Source organism: Mesorhizobium sp. SARCC-RB16n, assembly GCF_008520305.1.
Lineage (GTDB): Bacteria > Pseudomonadota > Alphaproteobacteria > Rhizobiales > Rhizobiaceae > Mesorhizobium.
On record NZ_ML703280.1, the window covers coordinates 87,562 to 112,396 of the forward strand.

Below are 24,835 nucleotides of genomic sequence, written 5' to 3' on the forward strand. Positions count from 1 at the left end.
TGGGGCTGCGCCACCTTCCAAAATGTAGGTTTCCATTTCATGGGGCGAGCGACCTGGGTTCTGTGGTCTCGGCGCCGCCCCACCGACACGCCTTTTACTGACGCGGGCATTGGCTGCTCGCGGCGTCCAAATCGCCAATGTCGGAAATTTACATTTCCCCCCGGGGCCTTCCCTTGCGGAATAAGCGGATGTAAGGATACATATTAGCAGTTTATTAAATATTTGGTTCTGTTGCGTAAGAGGGAGTTCCGTATGAACTTCAAGAGCCTGATCAAGCGTGCTGAAGACGTAGATAACGCACTCCAGGAGCTGCAGGACGATCTGGCGGACGCCCTGGATGCCAGCCTGGACAGCGAATTCGACGAGCCGCCAAAGGGCGACGATGTCCCCGATGTCGCGTCAGGCGCCGACGCCTCGCCACCCCAAGCCGATGCGCCACAAGCGAATGCCGCGGACAATCCGGATGGGGCGGGCAACGCCGACACTGCCGAAACCGCGCCACGACTGACACCCCATGCGCAGACCCGGCTGGCGGCGCTGAATGCCTTCGAAGGGATGTTCCACGACGCCAGGGATTATCTGGACGAGATCAACGGCAAATTGTCGGAGATTTCGACCTCGCACCATCTGACGCGCGAATTCCTCAACATCCTCCACACCGACATTCTTCGCGCCAACGAGCTGGAGCTCGCAAATGCCGGCCTGATCGCGCAGCAGAGAACGCTGTCGGAAAAGCTGCACGACACAGCTGCAAAGCTGCGCGAGCGTGAAGGCGCGTGCGAATTGCTGCAGCAGCGCGAGACGAGCCTGGTCCAGGACCGGGATACGCTTCGCGCAACGCTTGCAGCGGTAAGGCTCGAACTCACGGAGACGGCCAATGCCAACGCCAAACGCGACGCCGAATTCGGCGACATCGCCAACCGGCTGACGGCCAGGACGGTCGAGGCCAACAGGCGCCTGCGCGAGAGCAAGATGCTGCGGGAGAAACATGTCAGCCTGTCGGCCGAGCTCGACAAGGTGCTGAAGCGGGAGAGCCAGGCGCGCCACAGGCTGGACGAGCTTTCCGCAGTCCACGCCAGCGAAGCAGCGCGGCTCGCCGAACTGATGGCGGCGCTCGGCAAGAGCGAGAAAGAGGAGATCCGGCTGCAGAAGGCGCTCGAGGCCACGCAGGCGAAGCTGGCGGAAAAGACCGAGTCGGCCAGCATGATGGAAGGCGACTGGGAAGCCGAACGGGCTCGCGCCCAGACGGAAATGCGTGGATTGCGGTCCGAGATACAAGATCTGGAATCGCGGCTGGAGCGGACCTCGAACGAGAACAGCGCGGCCGTCGCCGAGATCGCCAGGCTCAAGACCGAGCTGGACGACGCAGTGGCCGAAAAGAAGATCGCCGATGAGAGATTGTCCGTGCTCACGCATGAGAACGAAGCCGACAAGCTGAGCCTTTCCAGGGCGAACGCCAATCTTTCGCAGCTGGCGCTGCAACAGGCGTCGGAGGACATACAACGGGATGTCCAGCGGCAGGAATGCGAGGACCTGCGGGCAGAAATCGCGTCGCTCAACGCCCGGATCAAGGAATTGCTGCCCTACGAGCGGCTCCACAAGGTCACCAACGGCCGGTCGCGCGAGGGCGAAGTGGTCGAGATCGCCACCGTGGTGGCCGAGAAAGCCCGTGCAACGAACAGGCGGCCCATCCGCAGGAATCTGCGCGCCACGTCGTAGCTCGCTTCGCGGTCGCTGGCCCCATTGCCTGGCAGCGTCCCGGCTTTGGGCTGCCTTTCACGATGCGGCCGGGCCTCACGCAATCACACCGCCGCGAACACCACGGTCTGCGCCAGCCCGCCGCCCCGGCGGTTTTGCAGCGTCACGGTGCCGCCGTAGCGCTCGATGATTTCCTTGGCGATGGCGAGGCCGAGGCCGGCGCCGGGAATGGATTGCAGGCGGCCGGGGTCGACACGGAAGAAGGGCTCGAACGCCTTGTTGATGAGGTCGGGCGGAATGCCGGGGCCGACATCCGAAATCGAGAGCACGGCGCGCTTGTCGGCGAGGTCGAGCGCGATCGTGCAGGCCTTGCCGTGGGTGGCGGCGTTGACGATCAGGTTGCGCAGCGCGCGGCGCAGGCCGAGCGCGCCGGCGCGCACCGAAACCTTGTCGAGATGCCCGATCGAGACGGAATGACCGAGCATGGTCATCTCGGCGGCGATGTCGCGCACCATCTTTTCCAGGTCCAGCGGCTCGACGGCATCCTGGTTGACCTCCTCGCGCACCAGGCGGATGGCGCTGTCGGCGATGCGGTCGAGTTCGTCGAGGTCGTGCAGCCACTTGTCGCGCTCCTCGTCGAGGAATTCGGCGCGCAGCCGCATGCGCGTCATCGGCGTGCGCAAGTCATGGCCGGCGGCGGCCACCAGCCGCATGCGGCTCTCCATGGCCGTCTTCAGCCTGGACGAGAGCTGGTTCAGCGCATGCGCCGTAGCCTTCACCTCGGCCGAGCCCACCTCCGGCACCGGCGCCAGCACGCCGTCCGAGCCGATCTTGGAGACAGTAGCCTCCAGCATTTCGAGCGGCCGGATCAGCACCGAAGTGAAATAGACCGAGACAGCCGTGGCGCCGGCCACGATCAGCGAGATCCAGCCGGCGAGCACCAGCCATTCGCGCCTGGGCGGATCGATATGGGCAATTTCCAGGATCGCCCAACGGCTGTCGGGCAGGCGCATGGAGGCAAACTGGGTGGGGTCGTCGGCTTTCTCGCTGACGATGGCCTCGAAGTCGAAACCTCGGCGGCGCAGCAGATCATTGAGCATCGCCGTCTCCTGCCGGTCCACCTTGCCATCGGCCGGTCGGTCGCTGAATTGCACCCGCAGCACATCGGGTATGGGCCCCGGCAGCAGCCGCACCACGAGCTCCATCTGCTGTGCAACCCAGGGCACGACGAGTTCCGGCGGCGGCCCGCCGCCGCGCACGCTGAGCACGGCCACCGTCGCCAGGCCGACGACGCCGACGATCGAAGCAACCAGCAACAGGATGAGGCGGCGGCGCAGCGAGTTCACGCCTGCGCCTCCACCGTCTCGACCCGCGCGGTGAGCTGGTAGCCGCCATTGCGCACGGTCTTGAACAGCGGCCCGTCGCCGGTGTCGGTGAATTTGCGGCGCAGCCGGCTCATCAGCACGTCGACCGAGCGTTCGAGCGGGTCGCGCTCGCGGCCTTGCGTGAGATCGAGCAGCTGGTCGCGCGACAGCAGCCGGCCGGGGCGGTCGAGGAAGACTTGCAACAGGTCGAATTCGGCGCCGGTGAGATCGACGGCCGCGCCTTGCGCATCCGTCACCTTGCGGGTGTCCGGCTCCAGCCTGTAACTGGCGAAGCGGTAGGCGCGGGGCGGGGGCGCGGGCGCCGCTTCCTCGGGCGTCGAGCGCCTGAGCACGGCGCGGATACGGGCGGTGAGTTCGCGCGGGTTGAACGGCTTGCCGAGATAGTCGTCGGCGCCGAGCTCCAGCCCGATGATGCGGTCGACATCTTCCTTCAGTGCCGTCAGGAGGATCACAGGGATATGCGGCTTGCGATCGCGCAAGGCGCGGCAGATGTCGAGCCCCGAACCATCCGGCAGCATGACGTCGAGCACGGTCAGGTCGAACTGGCCCGAGGCCAGCTTCTGCTCGCATTCGCGCCGGTCGGCCGCCACCGAGACGCGAAAACCTTGGCCGTCGAGATAGCGCCCGAGCAGCGTCCGGATTTCGCGGTCATCGTCGACGACGAGGATATGGGGTTGTGACTGCATGTACCGTGCCTTGCCCATGATCCTGGGGCTTGTCCTGATTATAGGGAGCGCGCGCGCAAGCGGCATGGAAAATTGCAACGCAATGTTTCTGGCCGGCTCATGGAAACATTCGGAAACAAATTGCCCTTTTGCGGAAACCTTCGGCAACACGCCGACGCGAAGCAGACAAACACGCTTCCTATCCTCCTCACGTCCAAAGCATGGATGAAAGGAGCACCGTCATGCGAAGCAGACTTCTTGCGCTCGGCCTGTTTTCCGCCGCCGCGATTCACCCCGCGCTGGCGGCGCAGCCCGATCCGGGCGCGGCACCCGGCGAGCCGCCGGTCATGGCAATGCAGGATGGCCCGGACCATGGCCCGATGCGGCATGGTCCGCAAGGTTGGGGCCCGCAGGGTTTCGGCCCCCGCCGCATGGGGCCGCCGCCGGAATTCATGCTGGCCGCCCGGCTGGCCGCGCTCGAAACCCGCGTCGGCATCCGCAGCGAACAGCTCGACGCCTGGCGCGACTACACCAGCGCGCTGCAGGCGGTGCTGTCGCCGCCGCGGCCTGATCGTGGTCCGGGCGGCACCGGCGGTCCTGGCGGGCCGGATGGCGCGCCGCAGGCGAAAGGCCCCGATGCGGGTCCTGGCGGCAAGCCCGATGCCTTCGCCTTCCAGGAAAGGTTGGCCGACGACGTCACGGCGCGCGCCGCCTCGGCCGCGAAGCTGAAGGATGCGATCGCCGAACTGCGCGCCAAGCTCACACCAGAACAACTCGAAATCCTCGCATCGGCGGAACGCCCCCACGGACCACCCCCCGGTCCCTGGGGCGGCCCGCCGAATGATGCAGTCGGTCCTGCAGGCCCGCCCAATGATGGCCTGATGTCGCCGCCCCGGCCCGGGAACGGCTGACAACTGACCGCTGCGCCGGCCGGCCCCGGTAGCCAACCCGTTCCTGGGCCGGCCGGTTTCCTTCCGGGATGGCGGATCGCGCCATCCCGGATTCACCTCCATGCAACAAGGCACGACAATGTGGGAAGCCCTGATGCTGCTGCGGCTGATCGCATCGGCCACCCCGAAATTTTCGCTCGGCCATGCCAGGCGCACCGGCTATCCGGCGCTGCCCAGGCGCGCCGGCCACACGGCGCTGCCGGCCGACACGCTGAAGGGCGCGATCCGGCTGAACTTCGCGGCCTGGCGCCTGTCGCTCCCGCTTTCGCAACGGCCCGACGAAAATCATGACCGCAAGATCGCGTGAGACTGGCAAGGCGCTTGGCATGTCGGCGCTGATCGGCATAATGACGCGAAGGGCATCGCGGCCAGCCACTCGATCCTCGGGCGCGCTCCAGCCGCGAATAAGGAGCGCGATATGAGCCGCTTCGAAGCACTGCTCAATGCCGCCCGCGGATGGGCGCGGCCCTTCGTCACGACATCGACCGTCCCTAGCCTTGCCTCCGACCGCCGGCGTTCGGCCTCGCTCCCCATGGCGCGATCCGAAGCGGTCACCGCACCTCCAGCGAAAGATCATTCAAGCCATGTCCATCCAGTCTAGCCAGTCCTCCCTGCCGGTTCGCCGGCTCGCGCCCTGGACGGCCGCGCTCGCCGCGGCCCTTCTGCTGGCGGCCTGCTCACAGGAGCAAGCCAAGGCTCCCGCGGGCATGGGCGGTGTCGGCAAGCCGGAAGTCGGCGTCGTCACGGTGCATCCGCAGTCGGTGGCGATCACAGCCGAACTGTCGGGGCGCACGGCGGCCTCGCTGATCGCCGAGGTGCGCCCTCAAGTGAACGGCATCATCCAGCAGCGCCTGTTCAAAGAAGGCAGCGAGGTGGTGGCCGGGCAGCCGCTCTACCTCATCGATCCGGCGAGCTACAAGGCAGCCTATGACAGCGCGGTCGCCGCCCAGCAGAAGGCGGAAGCGGCGGTGCCTACCGCGCAGGCGAAGTTCGATCGTTATGCAGGCCTCCTGAAGCAGAACGTTGTTTCCAAACAGGATTATGACGATGCCGCCGCCACGCTGGCGCAGGCGCAGGCGGATGTGGCTTCCGCCAAGGCCAGCGCCGAAACCGCGCGTATCAGCCTCGACCGCACTTCGATCACCGCGCCAATCGCCGGCCGCATCGACAAGTCCACGCTGACGCCGGGCGCGCTGGTCACCGCCAACCAGGAGACGGTGCTGACCACGATCCGGTCGCTCGACCCGATCAATGTCGACGTCACGCAGTCGAGCACCAACCTGCTCAATTTGCGCCAGGCGATTTCGGAAGGGCGGCTGAAGTTCAGCGGACCCAATGTCAGCGTCAAGCTGAAGCTCGAGAACGGCACCATCTATGCGCAGACCGGCAAGATGGAATTCGCCGGCGCCAATGTCGACCAGACCACCGGCACCTTCGCCTTGAGAGCCGAGTTCCCCAATCCCGACCGCCTGCTTCTGCCCGGCATGTATGTGCGGGCGCTGGTCGAGGAGGGCGTCGCCCAGAACAGCTTCCTGGTGCCGCAACGCGGCGTCACCCGCAACACGAAGGGCGAAGCGACGGCCATGGTCATCAATGCGCAGGGCAAGGTCGAGACGCGCGTGCTCGCCGTGCGCAACACGGTCGGCAACAACTGGCTGGTCGATAGCGGTGTCGGCGATGGCGACCGCGTCATTGTCGAGGGGCTGCAGCTCGTGCGCCCCGGCGGCGATGCGACCGGCGTCGAAGTGACGATCGACGAAGCGACCGGGGAGATCAAGGACCGCGGTCAGACATCGGCCTTGCCAGCCCCATCCAAGATGGCCAGCACCGGCCAGCAGCCCGCCGCCTCGACCGGGAACTGAGACGATGTCAGGATTTTTCATCAACCGGCCGATCTTCGCCTGGGTGATCGCCATCGTGATCATGCTGGGCGGCCTGCTCGCGCTCACCACGCTGCCGATCTCGCAATATCCGCAGATCGCGCCGACCACGGTCAATATCAGCGCCACCTATCCCGGCGCCGACGCTCAGACGGTCGAGAACTCGGTGACCAAGGTCATCGAGCAAGGCATGACCGGCATCGACAATCTCGACTACATGACGGCGACGTCGACCTCGACCGGTTCGGCCTCGATCACGCTGACCTTCACCAGTTCGGCCAATCCCGACACCGCCCAGGTGCAGACGCAGAACAAGCTGCAGCTGGTGCAATCGCAATTGCCGCAGGTGGTGCAGAGCAACGGCATCACCGTCTCCAAATCCTCGACCGGCTTCCTGATGGTCATCGGCTTCGTCTCCAGCGATGGCAAGATGAACTCGACCGATCTCGCCGACTATGTCGACGCCACCGTCAACGACACGCTGAAGCGCGTCGAAGGCGTCGGCTCGACGCAGCTCTTCGGCTCCGGCTATGCCATGCGCATCTGGCTCGACCCGGACAAGCTCGCCAAATACGCGCTGATGCCGAGCGACGTGGCGAGCGCCATCGAGGCGCAGAACACGCAGGTTTCGGCCGGCCAGCTCGGCGGCCTGCCGGCGCGCAACGGCCAGCAGCTCAACGCCACGGTGACCGCCAAGAGCCGGCTGCAGACCGCGGAGCAGTTCCGCAACATTATCCTGAAGAGCCAGACAGACGGCTCGCTGGTCCGCCTCAACGATGTCGCCACCGTCGAGCTCGGCGCCAAGAGCTATACGACGCAAGCCCATTACAACGGCAAGCCGGCGGCCGGCGTCGCCATCAACCTGGCGACCGGCGCCAACGCCATCAGCACCGCCGAGGCGGTGCGCTCGACGATCAACCGACTGAGCTCGACCTTCCCGCAAGGGGTCGAGGTCGTCTACCCCTACGACACCTCGCCCTTCGTGCGGCTGTCGATCGAGGAGGTGGTCAAGACGCTGGTCGAGGCGATCGTGCTGGTGTTTCTGGTGATGTTCATCTTCCTGCAGAATTTGCGGGCGACGATCATCCCGACAATCGCGGTGCCGGTGGTGCTGCTCGGCACATTCGGCGTGCTCTCCTTCTTCGGCTATTCGGTCAACACGCTGACCATGTTCGCCATGGTGCTGGCGATCGGCCTGCTCGTCGACGACGCCATCGTCGTGGTCGAGAATGTCGAGCGCGTCATGGCCGAGGAAGACCTGTCGCCGAAAGAGGCGACGCGAAAATCGATGAACGAGATCACCGGCGCGCTGGTCGGCATCGCCACCGTGCTGTCGGCAGTGTTCGTGCCGATGGCCTTCTTCGGCGGCTCCACCGGCATCATCTACCGGCAGTTTTCGGTGACCATCGTCTCGGCGATGGTGCTGTCGGTGCTGGTGGCGCTGGTGCTGACACCGGCCCTTTGCGCCACGATCCTGCGGCGCCCGAAGGACCATGCGACGCAGACAGGCCCGTTCGGCTGGTTCAATCGGATGTTCGATCGCGGCACGACGGCCTATCGCGACGGCTCGCACGGCATCATCAACCGGTCCTGGCGCTTCCTCGCCGTGTTCCTCGCCATCGTCATCGCCGTAGGCTGGATGTTCGCCCGCCTGCCGAGTTCGTTCCTGCCGGAAGAAGACCAGGGCATCCTGATCACAAGCGTGCAGCTGCCGGTCGGCGCGACGCAGGACCGAACCGAGCGCGTTCTGGCTGAGGTGACCGATCATTATCTCAAGGACGAAAAGGATGTGGTCGACGGAGTCTTCACCGCCTCCGGCTTCGGTTTCGGCGGCGCCGGGCAGAATGTCGGCATCGGGTTCGTGCGGCTGAAGGATTTCGCCCAGCGCAAGTCGCCGGCCTCCGCGGCGCAGGCGATCGCCGGCCGCGCGATGGGCGCTTTCCGCAAGATCAGGGATGCGCAGGTCTTTGCACTCGCGCCGCCCGCCATCCAGGGTTTTGGCAACACCAACGGCTTCGATTTCTACCTGCAGGACGTCAACGGCGCCGGCCACGACGCGCTGATCCAGACGCGCAATCAGCTTCTGGGTCTTGCCGCGCAAAGCAAGCTGCTCGCCAACACGCGTCCCAACGGCCAGGAGGACCAGCCGCAATTCTCGGTCGACATCGACCAGGAAAAGGCCAGCGCGCTCGGCGTCAGCCTTGCCGACATCAACAACACGCTGTCCAGCGCCTGGGGCAGCGACTATGTCAACGATTTCATCGATCGCGGGCGGGTGAAGCCGGTCTATATGCAGTCGGACGCGAATTTCCGCATGCAGCCGGAGGACCTCGACAAATGGCAGGTCCGCAATTCCAGCGGCGCCATGGTGCCGTTCTCGGCCTTTGCCTCCAGCCACTGGACATTCGGTTCGCCCCGGCTCGAACGCTACAATGGTTCGGCCGCGGTCGAGATCCAGGGCGCGGCGGCAGCGGGCGTGAGCTCGGGTGCGGCGATGGACGAGATCGACAAACTCGTCGCGCAGCTGCCGGCCGGCTATTCGCATGAATGGACCGGGCTGTCGCATCAGGAGCGGCTTTCGGGCAACCAGGCGATGTCGCTCTATGCGATCTCGGCCCTGGTCGTGTTCCTGTGCCTGGCGGCGCTCTATGAGAGCTGGTCGATCCCGTTCGCCGTCATGCTGTCGGTGCCGATCGGCATCTTCGGCGCGCTGGCGGCGGCAAGCCTGTTCGGCCAGACCAACGACGTCTATTTCAAGGTCGGCCTGCTGACCACGATCGGGCTGGCCGCCAAGAACGCCATCCTGATCGTCGAGTTCGCCATCGAGCGGCAGACGGCCGGCATGGGGCTGGTGGAGGCGACGCTGGAGGCGGCGCGACAGCGATTGCGGCCGATCCTGATGACGTCGCTGGCCTTCATCCTCGGCGTCACGCCGCTCGCGATCGCCAGCGGCGCCGGCTCGGGGGCGCAGAACTCCGTCGGCATCGGGGTGATGGGCGGCATGATCGCGGCAACCGTGATCGGTGTGTTCCTGGTGCCGCTTCTGTTCGTCACGGTGCGGCGCATCTTCAAGGGCAGGGTGGCCAAACCAGATCCCGGGCAGGATACGGGCGAAAGGCCGGTGACGGCCAACCAGCAATAAGGGTCTTTACATGACAGGTTTTGAACGTGGCTCGGTGGCCGCGGAGCGGCTCATTGTGCCCATGATATCGGCTATTTTGCTCGCCGGATGCGTCGTCGGCCCGGACTATCGGACGCCCATCCTGCCGATGCCGGCAAACTGGAGCGGCCAGAAATCGACGAAGTCCGCCCAGCCGGCGCAGCTGTCGCAATGGTGGCAGCGCCTACGCGACCCGCAGCTCAACACGCTCGTCGAGGAAGCGGTCGCCGGCAATCTCGATGTCGCCAGGGCGAAGGCCAAGATCCGTGAGGCGCGCGCCAGCTACCACCAGTCCGCCGGCGCGCTGTTCCCGTCGGCCGACGGCTCGGCATCGGCGACGCGCAACAAGACGGCCACCGCCGCGGCCGGCGGCACCGCCAGCGATGCCTACAGCCAGTACCAGGCCGGCTTCGACGCCAGCTGGGAACTCGACCTGTTCGGCGCCAACCGCAGGGGGGTCGAGGCCGCGCGCTACGGTGTGGACGCCTCGCAGGAGGAACTGCGCTCGACGCTGCTGACGCTGGTCGGCGATGTCGCGTCCACCTATGCCCAGGCGCGCGGCTACCAAACACGCATCGCACTCGCCCGGCGTTCGGCCGCGTCGCAGCGACAGACCGCCGAACTCACCCGCACCATGGCGCAGGCGGGCACCGCGACCGCCGCCGATGTCGCCAAGGCGATGGGACAGGCTACCAGTACGGAGGCCGCCGTGCCGACGCTGGAGGCAAGCTATGCCGAGGCGGTGCATCGCCTGTCGGTGCTGACCGGCCGCCCGCCGGCAGCACTCAGCGAGCGGCTGAAGCGCAGCACACCGATCCCGGCGCCAAGGCTGCCGATCCCGACCGGGATCCCCGCCGACATCCTGTTGTCGCGCCCGGATGTGCTCATGGCCGAGCGGCAATACGCGCAATACACCGCCAGGGTCGGCCAGGCCGAGGCCGCGCGCTATCCCACGGTCAGCCTGACCGGGGATATCAGCACCACGGCCTACAAGCTCGGCGATCTCGGCAAGAACTCCTCGATCGGCTGGTCCTTCGGGCCGACGCTCAGCGTGCCGCTGTTCAATGCCGGGCAGTTGAAGGCGGCCGTCGAGGTCGCCCAGGCGCAGCGTGACCAATATTTCATTGCTTACCGGTCTTCGGTGCTGACCGCGCTCGAGGATGTCGAGAACGCGCTCGTTGCGCTGGCGCAGGAGCGTATCCGCATCAGCAAGCTTGCCTCGTCGGCGAAATCCTATGGCGATGCGGCGCGGCTGGAAGGCACGCTCTACAAGGCCGGCGAGACCAGTCTTCTCGACGTGCTCGACGCCCAGCGCTCGCTCTACTCGGCCGAGGATTCATTGCTGCAGAGCCGCGTCCTGCTGGCGACCAACTATATTGCCCTCAACAAGGCGCTCGGCGGCGGCTGGGACGGCGCGGTCGATACCACCAAGCCCGAGATCGTCGACGTCAGGACCGGGCCACGGATAGTATCGAAGTTCACGACGCAATGAACAAAATGTGCAACCCGAACCATCGGCAGTCCGTTTATAGTGTCCGCGAGGCAATGAGATGTCGCGTATTTACGATCTTGCATCCAATGGCGTCCGGCGTGTCTATGAAAAGCGCATAGACGCGCCGGCTATCCTCGATGCCGCCACCGACTTTCCGAACGCGGCGAAATTCACCGCCGCCTGGCGCGGCATACGCGACGAGGCGCTCGCCGTGCGGCTGGGCCTGGCGCCGCGCTTCCATGACATCATGCCGGAGCAGGCCGAGATTTCGGCCAATGACGGCCTCGACTGGCGCATGTTCGTGCTCAAGGCCTACGACATCGGCATCCCTGAAAACCTGGCGCGAATGCCGGTTCTGAGCCAGTTGCTCGCCGAGTGCCCGGAAGTCAAATCGGCGGCCATCTCGTTCCTGGCGCCGCGCAAGCACATTCCCAGCCATCGCGGACCGTTTCGCGGCATCATGCGCTTTCATCTCGGCCTGGTCATTCCGCAGCAGGCCGATGGCCGCCCCGCGACCATCATGATGATCAATCATCAGGAGAAGCGAATCACGGATGGCGAAGGCATGCTGTGGGACGACACTTTCCCGCATGAGGTGATGAACAACGCCGACGAGGCGCGCATTGCGCTGCTGCTCGACGTATGGCGTCCGGGAATGCCGCTGGACATGGAAATCCTGTCCCGGCTGATCGTGCGCGGCGTGCAGGCCGGGATGCGCCACAGGGGCGTGTCCTTCTCCGGCTGAAGGTGGCGGCCACTCCATAACGCCACATGACGGCGGGACGATACCGGCCGATGCGCCGCACCGGCCGGTACCGACGAGGCTTCCTCAGCGCTCTTCAGCGGGTGTCATCAGCAGCTTTTCGCCTGCTTGACAGGCTTAATTAATTTATTAACATTAGAAAATAATAGGGAGGACAAGAATGGGTGTCCATCACGGAGCGATCCTGCGCATCCTGCGTGACGACGGTCCGCAGTCGCGCGCCGAACTGGCGCGGCGCACCGCGCTCTCGCCGACCGCGCTGACCCATCTGACGGCGCATCTGCTCAGGGAAGGGACGGTCGTCGAGCTCAACCAGGCCGCCGCCGGCGACGCGCCGGTCGGTCGGCCGGCTATCGGCGTCGCCTTGGTCCCGGATGCCCTGTCCGTGGTTGGCGTGCACATCGGCGCCGGCACCATCCATGCCACGATCACCGACCTCAAGGCTTCGTCGAAAGCCATGGCCTCGCAATATTTCGACACCGCCACCAGCGAACCGGCCGCCGTGATCGGCAAGGTGGTGCGGACCGTGGAGCAACTGATCCGCAAGACCGGTGTCGAGCGGTCCCGCCTGATCGGGCTGGGGCTCGGCGTGCCTGGTCCGGTGGACACCAAGCGACGCCGCAATTTGCAGTCGGTCAACTACGACTGGAAGGACGTGCCTTTCGCCGACGAGCTCGAAACGGCGCTCGGCATGCCGGCTGTGGTCGAGCACAATGTCAGCGCCATGGCGCTGGCGGAGTCGCGCTACGGCATCGGCCGCGACGCCACGGCGCTGCTTTACATCTACCTGCGCACCGGCCTCGGCGCCGGGCTGGTGATCAACGGCATGCCTTTCCGTCCCGGCGGCTACGGGGCCGTCGAACTCGGCCATGTCCAGGTGGTCGAGAATGGCGAGCTTTGCGCCTGCGGCAACAGAGGCTGCCTGGAGACGTTCCTGTCCGAACGGGCGCTCGCCCGCGACGCCCATATCGAGGCGACGCATCCCAAGCGGCTGCTGGCCGAACTGGAGAAATATCCCGAGCCCTGGAACGCGGCGCTCAGGCACCTGACGACGGCGATCGCGACCGCGACCAACCTGCTCAATCCGGACCTGATCGTCTTTGGCGGCCATCTCGCCGAAGCGCCGGAAAGCTTCATCGACCATATCCGCGAGGGCGTGCCGCCCCGCGTGCTGCCGCCCATGCGCGACGTGCTGCGCATCGAACGGTCGAGCCTCGGCCCCGGTGCCGGCGCCATCGGCGCGTCCGCCGCGGCGCTCGATCATTTCTTCTATTCGGGGGTTTCGCGATGAGCGAGGCAGCCAAGACGACCCGTCTAGCCGGTACGCCGACGGAAGGGCAGGGCATCGACTATCCCGGCCTCGCCCTCAATCTCGTCGGGCTCGTCGCCGGTGTCGCCATCTGGTGGGCGCTGACGGCGGGCGGCGCGGTGGGCCTGCCGCCACCGCCGCAGGTGGCGGCGCGGTTCGGCGATGTCATCGCCAGCGGGCAGCTTGCCACCGACATCATGTCAAGTTTGGCGCGTGTGCTGACCGGCTTCCTGCTCGGCGTGATCCTGGCGATCCCGGTCGGCTTCGTCATGGGCTGGTACAAGGTAGCGCGCTCGCTCATCGAGCCGTATCTGCAGTTCTTCCGCATGATCCCGCCGCTTGCGATCATTCCGCTGGCGATCGTCACCATGGGCATCGACGAGACGCCGAAAATCTTCGTCATCTTCCTGGCCTCCTTCCTGGCCAGCGTCGTCGCCACCTATCAGGGCGTCATCAGCGTCGACAAGACCATGATCAACGCCGCGCGGGTGCTTGGCGCCAAGGACATGACGATCTTTCTGCGCGTCATCATCCCGGCATCGACGCCGTTCATCCTGGTCGGCGTGCGCATCGGGCTTGGATCGGCCTGGGCGACGCTGGTTGCCGCCGAACTGATCGCCGCGCAGTCCGGGCTCGGCTTCCGCATGCAGCAGGCGCAGCTCTATTACGACCTGCCGACCATCTTCGTCAGCCTGATCACCATCGGCCTGCTTGGCCTTGCGATGGATCGCATCCTGCTGGTGATCGAGCGCCGGCTCACCGTCTGGCAGGAGCGCGTGTGATGGCCCCCAAGATCATTTTCGACAACGTCACCCGCCGCTTCGATCTCCAGGACGCCGCTTTCATCGCGCTCGATCGGCTGTCGCTCGACATCGCCGACGGCGAGTTCGTCACCGTCGTCGGCCCATCCGGCTGCGGCAAGTCGACGGCGCTCAACATCGCCGCCGGCCTGCTCAAGCCAAGCGAAGGCACCGTGCTGGTCGACGGCAAGGCGGTCGAAGGGCCGGGTCCGGAGCGCGGCATGATCTTCCAGCAATACGCGCTCTTTCCCTGGTTAACCGTTCGCCAGAATGTCGAGTTCGGGCTGCGCATCAAGGGCGAGGAGGCTTCGCGCCGGCGTGAGATCGCCGAGCGTTTCATCGACCTCGTGGGTTTGCGCGATTTCGCCGACGCGCTGCCCAAGACGCTGTCGGGCGGCATGAAGCAGCGCTGCGCCATCGCGCGCGCCTATGCGGTCGATCCATCCATCCTGTTGATGGACGAGCCGTTCGGCGCGCTCGACGCGCTGACGCGCGTGCAGCTGCAGGACCAGTTGCTCGACACCTGGAGCCGGGAGCGGCGCACGGTGATGTTCATCACCCACGATGTCGACGAGGCCGTCTATCTCGCCAACCGCGTCATCGTCATGGCGGCGCGGCCGGGCCGGCTGAAGGAGATCATCGATGTCCCGCTGCCTTATCCCAGGACCGAGGAAATCCGGCTTTCGGCCGAGTTCATGACCATCCGCAACCGCGTCTGGCAAGCGGTGTACCACCAGTGACAGTAACAGGAGGAGAGTAACGTGACACTGACAAGACGGAACTTCATCGCATCCTCGGCGGCACTTGCCGCGTTCGCCGCAGGCGGCATTCAGGCCAAGGCGGCGGGGACGCCGGCACGCATCGGCTACAACGGCGATTTCTGGGGCGCGAGCATCTCCGGCGTGGCCGCCGATCAAGGCTTCTACGCCAAGCACGGCGTCGACGCCAATATCAAGGTCTTCACCAATGGTCCGATCCAGGTCCAGGCGCTGGGCGCCAACAGCCTCGAATTCGGCTATCTCGGGCCGGGCGCGCTCTGGTTGCCGGCGACCGGCAAGGCCAAGATCATCGCCGTCAACGATGTCGGCTTCTCCGACCGGGTGATCGCGCAATCCGGCATCAAGTCGATCGCCGAGCTCAAGGGCAAGAAGGTGGCGATCGCCGCCGGCACATCGGGCGACATGCTGCTGCGGCTGGCGCTGCGCAAGGCCAACATGGCGATGACCGACCTCGACATCGTGCAGATGGACCCGAGTACCATCGTGGCGGCCTTCGCCTCCAAGCAGGTCGCCGCGGCCGGCATCTGGTATCCTTTCGTCGGCATCATCCAGAAGAGCGTTCCCGATCTGGTGGAACTGGCCAAGAACGACGATTTCTACCCGCAGACCACTTTTCCGAGCGTCTTCATTGCCCGCAACGACCTGGTCAAGAGCAATCCCGATCTCGTCAAGAATGTGGTCCGCGCCATCAAGGACGCGCAGGATTTCCGCGCCGCCAACCAGGACAAGGCGATAGAGATCACCTCGAAACTACTCGGCATTCCGGCCGACCAGTTGAAGACGGAGGCCGGCTACGGCCGATTCATGACCTCGGCCGAGCTCATCAAGCTGACCAAGGACGGCAGCGTGAACGGCTGGTTTAGGACGATGAACGACCTGTTCAAGACCTTCGGCAAGCTCGAAACCTCGCTCGACCCCAAGGATTACTATCTCGGCGATCAGTATATTTCAGCCTGATGCCGGCTCTTGAACGCCACAGGCCCCGGTATCAGCCGGGGCCTGCTCCTGAAAAATCATAGACCTGCGGTGAGTCCTTCATGAACGTTCTCTATATCGACATCGACAGCCTGAGGCGCGACCATCTCGGTTGCTACGGCTATCATCGCAACACCTCTCCCGTCATCGATGGCCTCGCCCGCGACGGCATCCGCTTCGAGAACGTCTATGTCTCCGACGTGCCATGTCATCCGTCGCGCACGGCGCTGTGGAGCGGCCGCCACGGCATGCGCACCGGCGTGGTCGGCCATGGCGGCACCGCCTGCGAGCCGTTCCGCGAGGGTGCCGAACGCGCCTGGGCCGGCACCTTCTACGAGGAAGGCTGGATGCGCGCGCTGCGCGATCTCGGCTACCACACCACGACCATCAGCAGCTTCGGCGAACGGCATGGCTGCTGGCACTGGTATGCCGGCTTCAACGAGATCATCAATCCGGGCAAGGCCGGCATGGAGAATGCCGACGAGGTGTCGGGCCTGGCGCTCGACTGGCTGAAGCGCAATGGCTCGGCCAAGAAATGGTTCCTGCATGTCAATGTCTGGGACCCGCATACGCCCTATCGCGCGCCGGACTCCTTCGGCGATCCCTTCGCCGATCAGCCTCTGCCGGAGTGGATGACGAAAGACGTGTTCGAGAAGAGCCATGCCGGCTACGGTCCGCACAGCCCGCAGGAACCCTCGGGCTTCGATGTCGCGTCGGGCGGATCGACATATCGGCGCATGCCGTCACCGATCGACGACATGAGCAAGGTCAAGGCCTGGTTCGACGGCTACGACACCGGCGTCCTCTACGCCGATCACCATGTCGGTCTGATCATCGAGGAACTGAAGCGGCAGAACCTGTTCGACGACACCATCATCGTCATCGGCGCCGACCATGGCGAGAACCTCGGCGAACTCAATGTCTGGGGCGACCACCAGACGGCGGACGAGTTCACCTGCAACGTGCCGCTGGTCATCCGCTGGCCCGGTGCCAAGGACATGCGTGGCGTGAATTCCGGCCTGCATTATCATTTCGACTGGGCCGCCACGCTGATCGACCGGCTTGGCGGCAGCGTGCCGGCGCTTTGGGACGGGCAATCCTTCGGGACCGCGCTTGCCGCTGGCGAGGAGGGCGGGCGCGATTTCCTGGTGCTGAGCCAGGGCGCATGGGCGGTGCAGCGCGGCGTGCGGTTCCGGCTCGACGGGGCCGACTGGCTGATGCTGCGCACCTACCATGACGGCTACAAGGATTTTGGGCCTGTCAGCCTGTTCAACCTCAGGGAGGATCCGCACGAGCAGCATGACCTTTCCAGCAGCCGGGGCGACGTGGTCGATCACGCCAGCCGCCTGCTCGAGGACTGGCGCACCACGATGGCCAGGAGAAGCGACAGCGATGTCGACCCGCTGGTGACGGTGATCCGGGAGGGCGGGCCATTCCATTGCCTTGGCGAGTTGCCGGGCTACCTCGAAAGGCTGCGCCGGACCGGCCGTGGCGCGGCCGCGGCGGCACTCGAACAGCGCCACCCGGAACCGCCACCGCGACGCAAATCGCTGAACTGAGGACGGCGGCGGCCTCGCCCGACCGCGGCTATCCGCAGCAAGGTTGCGAGCCGGCGGAAGGCTCGCAACAGGCCTTGGCTTTTCGCTCTTCCGCCAGCCAGCGGTCGCGCGGCTTGCAGCTTGCAGGCCGGGGCGAAAGCTCGACATGGACCGCGCCGTCGACCAGCCGGGGAAGGGCGGCCCGATAAAGCGCGATCGGGCGCACGCCGTCGCTGACCTCGAAGGTCAGCCGGGCGGAAGGGTCGAGATCGACATGCTCGGTCACCTTGCGGATGATCGCCGAGAATTTCCCCGCCGGCATATGGGTGCGGTCGCCCTCGTCGACGTCCCAGAGCTGGACGAAGATCTCGGCCCAGGCTTCCGGATTGGCGCCGCAGTCCAGCGCGGCGAACGTGCCGGCCTTCACCTCGGTGACGTGGTAACCGGGTCTCACCGGCCGATCATCGTAGAAAAACACCAACGGCCTGTCCTTGTGACCGGCCAAAAAGCCGAGCAGGCCGGCGATGGTGATGTCCTTGGGGTCACCGGTGATGGCGGGGGCGGTTTCAAATTCCCGATTGTCAGAGGCGAGCATGTGCGCTAGTCCTTGTTTCAACATTTCTAGGATTGTTGAAATATGGATGAGCGTCAAGCCTTGTCGGCCTTCGCCGCCCTTTCGCAAGAAACACGACTGCGCATCCTGCGGCATCTGGTGATCGCGGGTCCGGATGGTGTTGCCGCAGGCGCTATCGCAGAGAAGGTCGAGGTCTCGGCGTCCAATGTGAGCTTCCACCTGAAGGAACTCGAACGGGCAGGACTGGTGAGCGTGCGGCGTGCTTCCCGTTCCATGGTCTACAGCGCCGAGTATGACGCGCTGAGCGGGTTGATCCGCTTCCTGATGGAGGATTGCTGCTCCGGAAGGCCCGAAATCTGTGCTCCGGCGCTGGCGCCGAGCTGCTGCGCGGTCGATGCGCAGGAGGTGGTTCGATGACAGTTGAACGCCAATTCGACCTGCCGCGCCGTCTGGTCGCCGAGAGCCTTGGCACGGCGATGCTGGTGGCTACGGTCGTCGGTTCAGGCATCATGGCGCGGTCGCTGACGAGCGACGGCGCACTGGCACTTCTCTGCAACACGCTGCCAACCGGTGCGAGCCTGGTCGTGCTGATCACAATCCTCGGCCCGATATCCGGTGCCCATTTCAATCCGGCCGTGTCGCTCGCCCTAACCCTTTCGCGCCGCCTGTCGGCCAGCGATTGCACCTTGTACATCCTGGCCCAACTTGCCGGCGGCATTGCCGGAACGATGATCGCTCATCTGATGTTCGGGCTGGCGCCGCTGGCGCTGTCGACGCATGGCCGCACCGGCGCCGCGCAATGGTTTTCCGAAGGCGTTGCGACCTTCGGCCTGCTCGCCGTCATCCTGGCCGGCTTGCGCTTCGAACGCGCGGCCGTGTCCTGGCTGGTCGGCCTCTATATCACCGCTGCCTACTGGTTCACCGCGTCGACTTCCTTCGCCAATCCCGCGGTCGCGGTGGCGAGGGCGTTCACCGACACGTATTCCGGAATCAGCCCGGCAAGTCTTCCCGGCTTCATCGCCGCCGAGTTCGCGGGCGCCGGCCTCGCCTTGGTGCTGATGACATGGCTGCTTCAGCCGCAAGCCGAAATCCAACTTCTTGCCGTCGAGGCCAGGCCATGACCGTCACGATCTACCACAATCCCGACTGCGGCACCTCGCGCAACACGCTTGCCATGATCAGGGCGAGCGGCGAGGAGCCGGTGGTCATCGAATATCTGAAACATCCACCCAGCCGGGAGCGCCTGCGCCAGCTTATTGCCGCCATGGGAATTCCGGTGCGCGCCCTGCTGCGCGAAAAGGGCACGCCCTATGCCGAGCTTGGCCTGGCTGATCCCAAATGGAACGATGAGGAACTGCTCGATGCCATGCTGGAGCATCCGATGCTGATCAACCGGCCGATCGTCGAAACACCCAAGGGGACGCGGCTGTGCCGGCCGTCCGAGCTTGTGCTCGACCTGCTCGACCATCCGGCGACCCAGTTCACCAAGGAAGACGGCGAGGTGGTGACCGTTGACCGTGGCTTCAAGTGATCGGGGCCTTTCCGACCTCGATGCCTCGGAACGCGCGCCGATAGCCGCAATTGCCGCCCTGGGGATCACCCAGATCATCGGCTACGGCACGCTCTACTACAGCTTCAGCATCCTTGCCGCCGACATGGCGAGGGATTTGGGATGGCCAACCGAATGGATTTTCGGGGCGCTTTCGGCCGCCTTGCTGGTTGGCGGCCTGACGGCGCCCTGGCTGGGACGCTGGATCGACCATTTCGGTGCCGGAAAAGTCATGACCGCCGGCTCGGTCCTGGCAGCGGCGGCACTCGCCGCCTGTGCCTGTGCTCCCACTGTCGTGGCCTTCGTGGCGGCGCTGATCGTCCTCGAAGTGGCATCGAACCTGGTGCAGTACGGCGCCGCCTTCGCGCTACTGGTGCAGATCAGGCCGCATGCCGCGCAACGCAGCATTACCTACCTCACCCTCATTGCCGGCTTCGCGTCGACCGTGTTCTGGCCGATCACCTCGGCCTTGCATGCGTTGATGTCGTGGCAGAATGTCTATCTTGCCTTCGCCGGGCTGAACCTGCTTGTCTGTCTGCCGCTGCACGCCTGGCTTTCGCATGGACTGGCCAAGGGCAGGCGAGCGGCGAGCGCGCCGCCACGGCATATCATGGGATCGCTTCCCGCCCCGGCGCGGCCGCTCGGCCTTGCACTGATGGTGATTGCCTTCTCGCTGCAGAACCTGATCGGCGCTGCCGTGCTGGTGCATATGGTGCCGCTGCTTTCCGGGCTTGGTCTTGGGGCGACCGCCGCGATCGTCGGAACGCTGTTTGGGCCGTCACAGGTGTTGAGCCGTTTCGTCAACATGGTGTTTGGCGGCAAGCTGTCGCCCCCGATGCTCGCGATCATCTCGGCCGGCCTGATGACGGCCGGTGTGGTCGTGCTGGATAGCACCGCCCCTTCCATTGCCGGTGCGATGGCGTTCGCCGTCATCTTCGGCATGGGCAACGGGCTTTTCAGCATCGTCACCGGCTCGCTGCCGCTCACACTGTTCGGCAGCGATGGCTATGGCCGGCTGCAAGGGCGGGTTATGTCGGCCCGACTGGTCGTCTCGGCCGTCGCGCCCTTTGCCCTGGCATTCGCCATCGTGCATATCGGCATTGCCTGGTCGCTCGGGGCGATGGCGCTTCTGGGCGGTGCCGCGCTGCTCGTCCTGGTGGCGATCACGAGACTGCCGGAGGCGCGTATCGACCGCGTGTGACATCCGACGCCGTTGCCTGCCGGTTCATGCCATTTGGCCGTGCCCTCATCGAGGCATCCGCGCTGCATCACGACAGCCAGGCCCGTTCTACCCTATTGCGGTGCTGCCGGGCAGGTTTGCGCCTGCCGGCATGGAGGATAGCACCAAGTGACATCGACGCCGGTTGCCAGCCGCGAAGCAGCACCCTTGCCCGTCGCGGCGCTGATGGGCGCGATGGTGTCGATCCAGATCGGCGCTACCTTCGCCAAGTCGCTGTTCCCGGTGATCGGCGCGCAGGGAACGACGACGATCAGGCTGGTGGTCGGCGCGCTGATGCTGATCGCGGTGCTGCGGCCCTGGCAGATGCGGCCCTCGCGCGCCACTCTGCCATGGCTCGTCGCTTATGGGGTAACGCTCTGCGCGCTCAACCTTCTGTTCTATGCCGCACTCGCCAGGATCCCGCTCGGCGTCGCGGTGGCGCTGGAGTTTTCCGGTCCGCTCCTGGTGGCCACCTTGACCTCGCGGCGCGCCACCGACTTTGCCTGGATCGCGCTGGCGGTCGCCGGCATCCTGCTGTTGTCACCCTTCATCCGTTCGCTGCAGCCGCTCGATCCGACCGGCGTGCTGCTGGCGCTGGCGGCCGGCGGCTTCTGGGCGCTCTATATCGTGCTGGCGCAGAAGGCGGGCGCGGAACTCGGCACCCGCACCACCGCCTATGGCATGGCCATCGCCGCCGTGCTGGTGCTGCCCTTCGGCATAGAACAGGCGTGGAGCGGCCTGCTCTCGCCATCGATCCTGGTCGGCGCGCTGCTCGTCGGCCTGTTCTCCAGCGCGCTGCCGTTCTTCCTGGAGATGGTGGCGCTGACCCGCATGCCCGCCCGCATCTACGGCACGCTGACCTGCCTGGAGCCGGGGCTCGGCGCGCTGGCCGGGTTCTTGTTCCTGCGGGAAAGCCTGACCATGCCGCAACTGGCCGGCATCGCCGCCGTGATCGTCGCCGCCGCCGGTACCGCGCTCACCTCGAAGCCGCCGGTGCCTTCGCCGGAGTAGGGGCGAGGCCGTCCCCTTCGGCCCCCGGGCAAAAACCCCGGCTGCAATCCCTGCACTGGGAATGCCGCCTACTGATCCCGTTCGGGAGCGGAGCGACCGCAAAGGGTGCAGGGAACCCCACCTACGCCCGGCCGAGCCTGCCGCCGAGCAGGTCTTGAAGGCCATGTGAAGCATAATTATATCAACAACTAAGCGTGGGTCGCACGCGAATGTAATGCTTTGGTCAAGCTTCATCTATGGAGGTTGTCATGGCTAATATGCTCATGGAAGGAAAGAAGGGCCAGGACTGGCTCAATCTGGTCCTTGCCATCTGCCTGTTCATCTCACCTTGGATAATCGGCTTCGCCGCTGAAACCGCACCTGCATGGAACGCCTGGGTTGTTGGCGTCGTGCTGGGTGGCATGGCTCTGGCAGCGCTTACCGCATTCGCCGAGTGGGAAGAATGGGTGAGTGTCGTTCTCGGGCTCTGGCTGATCGTTTCGCCCTGGCTACTCGGTTTCATGGCGAACACACATGCGATGGCCACTGACGTCGTTCTCGGCGTTCTGGTGGTTGCCGTATCCGGTTGGGCCGTCTGGGACTTCCGTCATCCGCACGCGCACGCGTGATCGGGACGGACCAAGGGTGGGGGCTCGGCGCGCGAGTGACGGGCTCCTCCCGCAGATTTGGAATGCGCGTCCGAGGTACGCGAAATTTGGGCTGGCGCTCTGTGCCGCGAGGCGATGGGTGCCGCGCGCCGTAGAAGTTCGGTCACCGCCCCCGATTTTGTGAATGTCCGCCGGCATCCGTTGGCCGGTCCGCCCCTGCCGATCCGGCCACCGGCTTGCGATCGGGAGGCCGCGCCCATGGATTTCGGTGAGATCGAACCCATATCTTGGGTAGGAGTTTGAGCGTGACCTTCGCGCGGGTGGCCCTTTTCGCCGCGGCCTTCGTCGCCGTGGCTGTCGTTTCTCTCTTCCCTTCGGCCGGGAGCGAGAAGGTTGCGTTGAGCGTGGCGATCGATGGCGCCATCGGGCCGGCAAGCAGCAGGCAGCTCAAGGAAGCGCTTGATGCCGCGGCCAGGCGCGATGCCGCAGTCCTCATCTTGCAGCTCGACACGCCGGGCGGGCTGGTCACCTCGATGCGCGAGATGATCGCCGATATCCTGGCGTCGCCGGTGCCTGTCATCGGCTATGTCGCACCGGCCGGCGGCCATGCGGCAAGCGCCGGCACCTATATCCTCTACGCCACCCATGTCGCTGTCATGGCGCCCGGCACCAATCTGGGTGCGGCGACGCCGGTGGAGATTGGCGGCTTGCCGTCGCTTCCGGGCGGCGACAAGGGCGACCAGAAGGGCGGGGGCGACCAGAAGGGCGGGGGTGACCAGAAGGGCGGGGGTGACCAGAAGGAAACCGGCGGGCGGCCGGCGGGCGACGCGATGATGGCCAAGGTGACCAATGACGCGGTCGCCCTGATCCGCTCTCTTGCCGAACTGCGCGGGCGCAACGGCGACTGGGGCGAGAAGGCCGTGCGCGAAGCGGCGAGCCTGTCGGCCAATGCGGCATTGCAGGAACATGTGATCGATTTCGTCGCCCGCGACACCACCGAGCTGCTGCAACTTGCCGATGGGCGTACCGTCGATGTGGCCGGCAAGAAAGTGGTGCTGGCGACGAAGGGGCTACCGGTCGAGACGCTGGAACCGGGCTGGTTCATCCAGCTGCTTTCCGTCATCACCGATCCGAACACCGCCGTCATCCTGATGCTGGTCGGCGTCTATGGCATCGTCTTCGAGTTCACCAGCCCGGGGGCCGTGGCGCCCGGCGTCATCGGCACCATCTGTCTCGTGCTCGGCCTCTATGCGCTCGATCTCCTGCCGATCAACTATACCGGGCTTGCCTTGATGCTGCTCGGCGTCGTTTTCCTCATCATCGAGGCCTTCAATCCCACCGTCGTGCTCGGGCTCGGCGGCGTGGCCGCCTTTCTGTTCGGTGCCGCCATGCTGCTGCGGGTCGAGGGGCCGGGCTTTGCCGTGTCATGGGCGATCATCGGTCCCGCCGCCGCGCTGACGCTTGGATTGGCGCTGCTGAGCGGCACTTATCTCTGGGCGGCGCGCCGGAATCCTCCGCGCGTCGGCGGCGAAGCGATGCGCGGCCAGCCGGCCGAGATCCTCGACTGGCAGGGCGGCGAGGGCCATGTGCTGGCCTTGGGCGAGCGCTGGCGGGCCAAGGCCGATGAACCCGTCGCGGCCGGCGACAGTGTCGAGGTGACCGACATCAGCGACCTCGTGCTGACCGTGCGGCGGCGCGACGCGGGAAGGAATGGAGCAAGGCAATGAACATCGGTTATGTGGCCTACCTGCTACTTGCGGTTCTTGTGGTCATCTTCCTGTCCGCGGCCATCCGAATCCTGCGGGAATATCAGCGCGGCGTGGTCTTCACGCTCGGCCGCTTCACCGGGGTCAAGGGACCTGGCCTCATCATCCTCGTTCCCTTCGTCCAGCAGATGGTGAAGGTCGACCTGCGCGTGGTGGTGCAGGACGTGCCGCCGCAGGACGTGATTTCGCGCGACAACGTCTCGGTGAAGGTCAACGCCGTGCTTTATTTCCGCATCGTCGACGCCGAGCGGGCGGTCATCCAGGTCGAGGACTACATGGCCGCCACCAACCAGCTGGCGCAGACCACGCTGCGATCGGTGCTCGGCAAGCACGAGCTCGACGAGATGCTGGCCGAGCGCGACAGGCTCAACAGTGACATCCAGGAAATCCTCGACCAGCGCACCGATGCATGGGGCATCAAGGTGTCCAATGTCGAGATCAAGCATGTCGACCTCAACGAGAACATGGTCCGCGCCATCGCCAAACAGGCCGAAGCCGAGCGGCTGCGGCGCGCCAAGGTGATCAATGCCGAAGGCGAGCAGCAGGCGGCGGCGAAACTGGTCGGGGCGGGCCGCATGCTGGCGGCCGAGCCACAGGCCATGCAACTGCGCTATTTCGAGGCCTTGCACGACATCGCCGGCGAGCGCTCATCCACGGTGGTGTTCCCGCTGCCGGTGGACTTGCTCAGCCAGTTCATGAAGGGGCAGGGGAAATAGGGGAGATCGGCATCGGAAC

24 protein-coding genes are annotated in these 24,835 nt (G+C 65.5%); 21 read left to right on the forward strand and 3 right to left on the reverse strand.

Annotated elements, in window-relative coordinates; all coding sequences use genetic code 11:
- Positions 1-252 precede the first annotated feature (252 nt).
- A complete protein-coding gene (locus tag C7I87_RS24945; protein WP_149906716.1) occupies positions 253-1,719 on the forward strand; it encodes a hypothetical protein in 1,467 nt (488 codons plus the stop codon).
- An 83-nt stretch (positions 1,720-1,802) separates the two neighbouring features.
- Here the strand turns inward: C7I87_RS24945 and C7I87_RS24950 are convergent, their stop codons facing one another.
- Both C7I87_RS24950 and C7I87_RS24955 read right to left on the reverse strand, forming a co-directional pair.
- Entirely contained in the window at positions 1,803-3,044 is a 1,242-nt protein-coding gene (locus C7I87_RS24950) for an ATP-binding protein (RefSeq protein ID WP_149906717.1), read from the reverse strand.
- Complete coding sequence (locus C7I87_RS24955; RefSeq protein WP_140762106.1) at positions 3,041-3,769, reverse strand: response regulator; 729 nt, start codon at positions 3,767-3,769, stop codon at positions 3,041-3,043. Before C7I87_RS24955 ends, C7I87_RS24950 begins: the two co-directional genes overlap by 4 nt.
- Before the next feature lie 221 nt (positions 3,770-3,990).
- Here C7I87_RS24955 and C7I87_RS24960 point away from each other — a divergent pair, with 221 nt between their 5' ends.
- The 12 genes from C7I87_RS24960 to C7I87_RS25015 all read left to right on the forward strand — a co-directional run bounded on the left by C7I87_RS24960 (position 3,991) and on the right by C7I87_RS25015 (position 17,415).
- On the forward strand, positions 3,991-4,659 hold the full coding sequence (locus C7I87_RS24960) for a hypothetical protein (protein ID WP_149906718.1): 669 nt from the start codon (positions 3,991-3,993) through the stop codon (positions 4,657-4,659).
- A 100-nt stretch (positions 4,660-4,759) separates the two neighbouring features.
- Entirely contained in the window at positions 4,760-5,005 is a 246-nt protein-coding gene (locus C7I87_RS24965) for a hypothetical protein (protein ID WP_246696398.1), read from the forward strand.
- Between the two features lie 111 nt (positions 5,006-5,116).
- On the forward strand, positions 5,117-5,299 hold the full coding sequence (locus C7I87_RS24970; protein WP_149906719.1) for a hypothetical protein: 183 nt from the start codon (positions 5,117-5,119) through the stop codon (positions 5,297-5,299).
- Positions 5,283-6,560 (forward strand): efflux RND transporter periplasmic adaptor subunit, encoded by a 1,278-nt coding sequence (locus C7I87_RS24975; protein WP_149906720.1) that lies wholly within the window; start codon positions 5,283-5,285, stop codon positions 6,558-6,560. The genes C7I87_RS24970 and C7I87_RS24975 overlap by 17 nt, the downstream gene beginning before the upstream one ends.
- 4 nt (positions 6,561-6,564) lie before the next feature.
- Complete coding sequence (locus tag C7I87_RS24980) at positions 6,565-9,720, forward strand: efflux RND transporter permease subunit (protein WP_149906721.1); 3,156 nt, start codon at positions 6,565-6,567, stop codon at positions 9,718-9,720.
- 10 nt (positions 9,721-9,730) lie between these two features.
- Complete coding sequence (locus C7I87_RS24985; RefSeq protein ID WP_149906722.1) at positions 9,731-11,230, forward strand: efflux transporter outer membrane subunit; 1,500 nt, start codon at positions 9,731-9,733, stop codon at positions 11,228-11,230.
- A 58-nt stretch (positions 11,231-11,288) separates the two neighbouring features.
- A complete protein-coding gene (locus C7I87_RS24990) occupies positions 11,289-11,975 on the forward strand; it encodes an aspartyl/asparaginyl beta-hydroxylase domain-containing protein (RefSeq protein WP_149906723.1) in 687 nt (228 codons plus the stop codon).
- A gap of 178 nt (positions 11,976-12,153) precedes the next feature.
- Entirely contained in the window at positions 12,154-13,284 is a 1,131-nt protein-coding gene (locus C7I87_RS24995; protein ID WP_149906724.1) for an ROK family transcriptional regulator, read from the forward strand.
- Positions 13,281-14,084, forward strand: a complete 804-nt coding sequence (locus tag C7I87_RS25000) for an ABC transporter permease (protein WP_149906725.1) — start codon at positions 13,281-13,283, stop codon at positions 14,082-14,084. The genes C7I87_RS24995 and C7I87_RS25000 overlap by 4 nt, the downstream gene beginning before the upstream one ends.
- Positions 14,084-14,842, forward strand: a complete 759-nt coding sequence (locus C7I87_RS25005) for an ABC transporter ATP-binding protein (protein ID WP_149906726.1) — start codon at positions 14,084-14,086, stop codon at positions 14,840-14,842. The genes C7I87_RS25000 and C7I87_RS25005 overlap by 1 nt, the downstream gene beginning before the upstream one ends.
- 27 nt (positions 14,843-14,869) lie before the next feature.
- Positions 14,870-15,838 carry an aliphatic sulfonate ABC transporter substrate-binding protein gene (locus C7I87_RS25010; protein ID WP_373424764.1) on the forward strand — a complete coding sequence of 323 codons (969 nt, stop codon included), beginning with the start codon at positions 14,870-14,872 and terminating at the stop codon, positions 15,836-15,838.
- An 80-nt stretch (positions 15,839-15,918) separates the two neighbouring features.
- Positions 15,919-17,415: a sulfatase gene (locus C7I87_RS25015; RefSeq protein ID WP_149906728.1), complete on the forward strand. Its 1,497-nt coding sequence runs from the start codon at positions 15,919-15,921 to the stop codon at positions 17,413-17,415.
- A gap of 28 nt (positions 17,416-17,443) precedes the next feature.
- Here C7I87_RS25015 and C7I87_RS25020 read toward each other — a convergent pair whose 3' ends face one another.
- On the reverse strand, positions 17,444-17,989 hold the full coding sequence (locus C7I87_RS25020) for a DUF6428 family protein (RefSeq protein WP_149906729.1): 546 nt from the start codon (positions 17,987-17,989) through the stop codon (positions 17,444-17,446).
- 42 nt (positions 17,990-18,031) lie between these two features.
- Between C7I87_RS25020 and C7I87_RS25025 the strand changes: the two genes are divergently transcribed.
- The 8 genes from C7I87_RS25025 to C7I87_RS25060 all read left to right on the forward strand — a co-directional run bounded on the left by C7I87_RS25025 (position 18,032) and on the right by C7I87_RS25060 (position 24,816).
- Entirely contained in the window at positions 18,032-18,385 is a 354-nt protein-coding gene (locus tag C7I87_RS25025; RefSeq protein ID WP_149906730.1) for an ArsR/SmtB family transcription factor, read from the forward strand.
- Positions 18,382-19,089, forward strand: coding sequence for an aquaporin (locus tag C7I87_RS25030; RefSeq protein ID WP_149906731.1), 708 nt, complete (start codon positions 18,382-18,384; stop codon positions 19,087-19,089). Before C7I87_RS25025 ends, C7I87_RS25030 begins: the two co-directional genes overlap by 4 nt.
- The gene (arsC, locus tag C7I87_RS25035) at positions 19,086-19,499 is read left to right on the forward strand and encodes an arsenate reductase (glutaredoxin) (RefSeq protein WP_149906732.1); all 414 of its coding nucleotides are present in this window, start codon (positions 19,086-19,088) and stop codon (positions 19,497-19,499) included. The genes C7I87_RS25030 and arsC overlap by 4 nt, the downstream gene beginning before the upstream one ends.
- Positions 19,480-20,718 carry an arsenite efflux MFS transporter ArsK gene (gene arsK / locus C7I87_RS25040; RefSeq protein WP_246696399.1) on the forward strand — a complete coding sequence of 413 codons (1,239 nt, stop codon included), beginning with the start codon at positions 19,480-19,482 and terminating at the stop codon, positions 20,716-20,718. Before arsC ends, arsK begins: the two co-directional genes overlap by 20 nt.
- Positions 20,719-20,865: 147 nt before the next feature.
- Positions 20,866-21,747 carry an EamA family transporter gene (locus tag C7I87_RS25045; RefSeq protein WP_149906733.1) on the forward strand — a complete coding sequence of 294 codons (882 nt, stop codon included), beginning with the start codon at positions 20,866-20,868 and terminating at the stop codon, positions 21,745-21,747.
- A gap of 248 nt (positions 21,748-21,995) precedes the next feature.
- Positions 21,996-22,355 (forward strand): SPW repeat protein, encoded by a 360-nt coding sequence (locus tag C7I87_RS25050; protein ID WP_149906734.1) that lies wholly within the window; start codon positions 21,996-21,998, stop codon positions 22,353-22,355.
- Between the two features lie 284 nt (positions 22,356-22,639).
- A complete protein-coding gene (locus C7I87_RS25055) occupies positions 22,640-24,061 on the forward strand; it encodes an NfeD family protein (protein WP_149906735.1) in 1,422 nt (473 codons plus the stop codon).
- A complete protein-coding gene (locus C7I87_RS25060; protein ID WP_149906736.1) occupies positions 24,058-24,816 on the forward strand; it encodes a slipin family protein in 759 nt (252 codons plus the stop codon). Before C7I87_RS25055 ends, C7I87_RS25060 begins: the two co-directional genes overlap by 4 nt.
- Positions 24,817-24,835 lie beyond the last annotated feature (19 nt).

Coding starts and splice junctions, on each gene's coding strand:
- C7I87_RS24945 (WP_149906716.1), top strand. CDS start 253: ATGAACTTCAAGAGCCTGATCAAGCGTGCTGAAGACGTAGATAACGCA.
- C7I87_RS24955 (WP_140762106.1), bottom strand. CDS start 3,769: ATGCAGTCACAACCCCATATCCTCGTCGTCGACGATGACCGCGAAATC.
- C7I87_RS24960 (WP_149906718.1), top strand. CDS start 3,991: ATGCGAAGCAGACTTCTTGCGCTCGGCCTGTTTTCCGCCGCCGCGATT.
- C7I87_RS24965 (WP_246696398.1), top strand. CDS start 4,760: ATGCAACAAGGCACGACAATGTGGGAAGCCCTGATGCTGCTGCGGCTG.
- C7I87_RS24970 (WP_149906719.1), top strand. CDS start 5,117: ATGAGCCGCTTCGAAGCACTGCTCAATGCCGCCCGCGGATGGGCGCGG.
- C7I87_RS24975 (WP_149906720.1), top strand. CDS start 5,283: ATGTCCATCCAGTCTAGCCAGTCCTCCCTGCCGGTTCGCCGGCTCGCG.
- C7I87_RS24980 (WP_149906721.1), top strand. CDS start 6,565: ATGTCAGGATTTTTCATCAACCGGCCGATCTTCGCCTGGGTGATCGCC.
- C7I87_RS24985 (WP_149906722.1), top strand. CDS start 9,731: ATGACAGGTTTTGAACGTGGCTCGGTGGCCGCGGAGCGGCTCATTGTG.
- C7I87_RS24990 (WP_149906723.1), top strand. CDS start 11,289: ATGTCGCGTATTTACGATCTTGCATCCAATGGCGTCCGGCGTGTCTAT.
- C7I87_RS24995 (WP_149906724.1), top strand. CDS start 12,154: ATGGGTGTCCATCACGGAGCGATCCTGCGCATCCTGCGTGACGACGGT.
- C7I87_RS25000 (WP_149906725.1), top strand. CDS start 13,281: ATGAGCGAGGCAGCCAAGACGACCCGTCTAGCCGGTACGCCGACGGAA.
- C7I87_RS25005 (WP_149906726.1), top strand. CDS start 14,084: ATGGCCCCCAAGATCATTTTCGACAACGTCACCCGCCGCTTCGATCTC.
- C7I87_RS25015 (WP_149906728.1), top strand. CDS start 15,919: ATGAACGTTCTCTATATCGACATCGACAGCCTGAGGCGCGACCATCTC.
- C7I87_RS25020 (WP_149906729.1), bottom strand. CDS start 17,989: ATGCTCGCCTCTGACAATCGGGAATTTGAAACCGCCCCCGCCATCACC.
- C7I87_RS25025 (WP_149906730.1), top strand. CDS start 18,032: ATGGATGAGCGTCAAGCCTTGTCGGCCTTCGCCGCCCTTTCGCAAGAA.
- C7I87_RS25030 (WP_149906731.1), top strand. CDS start 18,382: ATGACAGTTGAACGCCAATTCGACCTGCCGCGCCGTCTGGTCGCCGAG.
- arsC (WP_149906732.1), top strand. CDS start 19,086: ATGACCGTCACGATCTACCACAATCCCGACTGCGGCACCTCGCGCAAC.
- C7I87_RS25050 (WP_149906734.1), top strand. CDS start 21,996: ATGGCTAATATGCTCATGGAAGGAAAGAAGGGCCAGGACTGGCTCAAT.
- C7I87_RS25060 (WP_149906736.1), top strand. CDS start 24,058: ATGAACATCGGTTATGTGGCCTACCTGCTACTTGCGGTTCTTGTGGTC.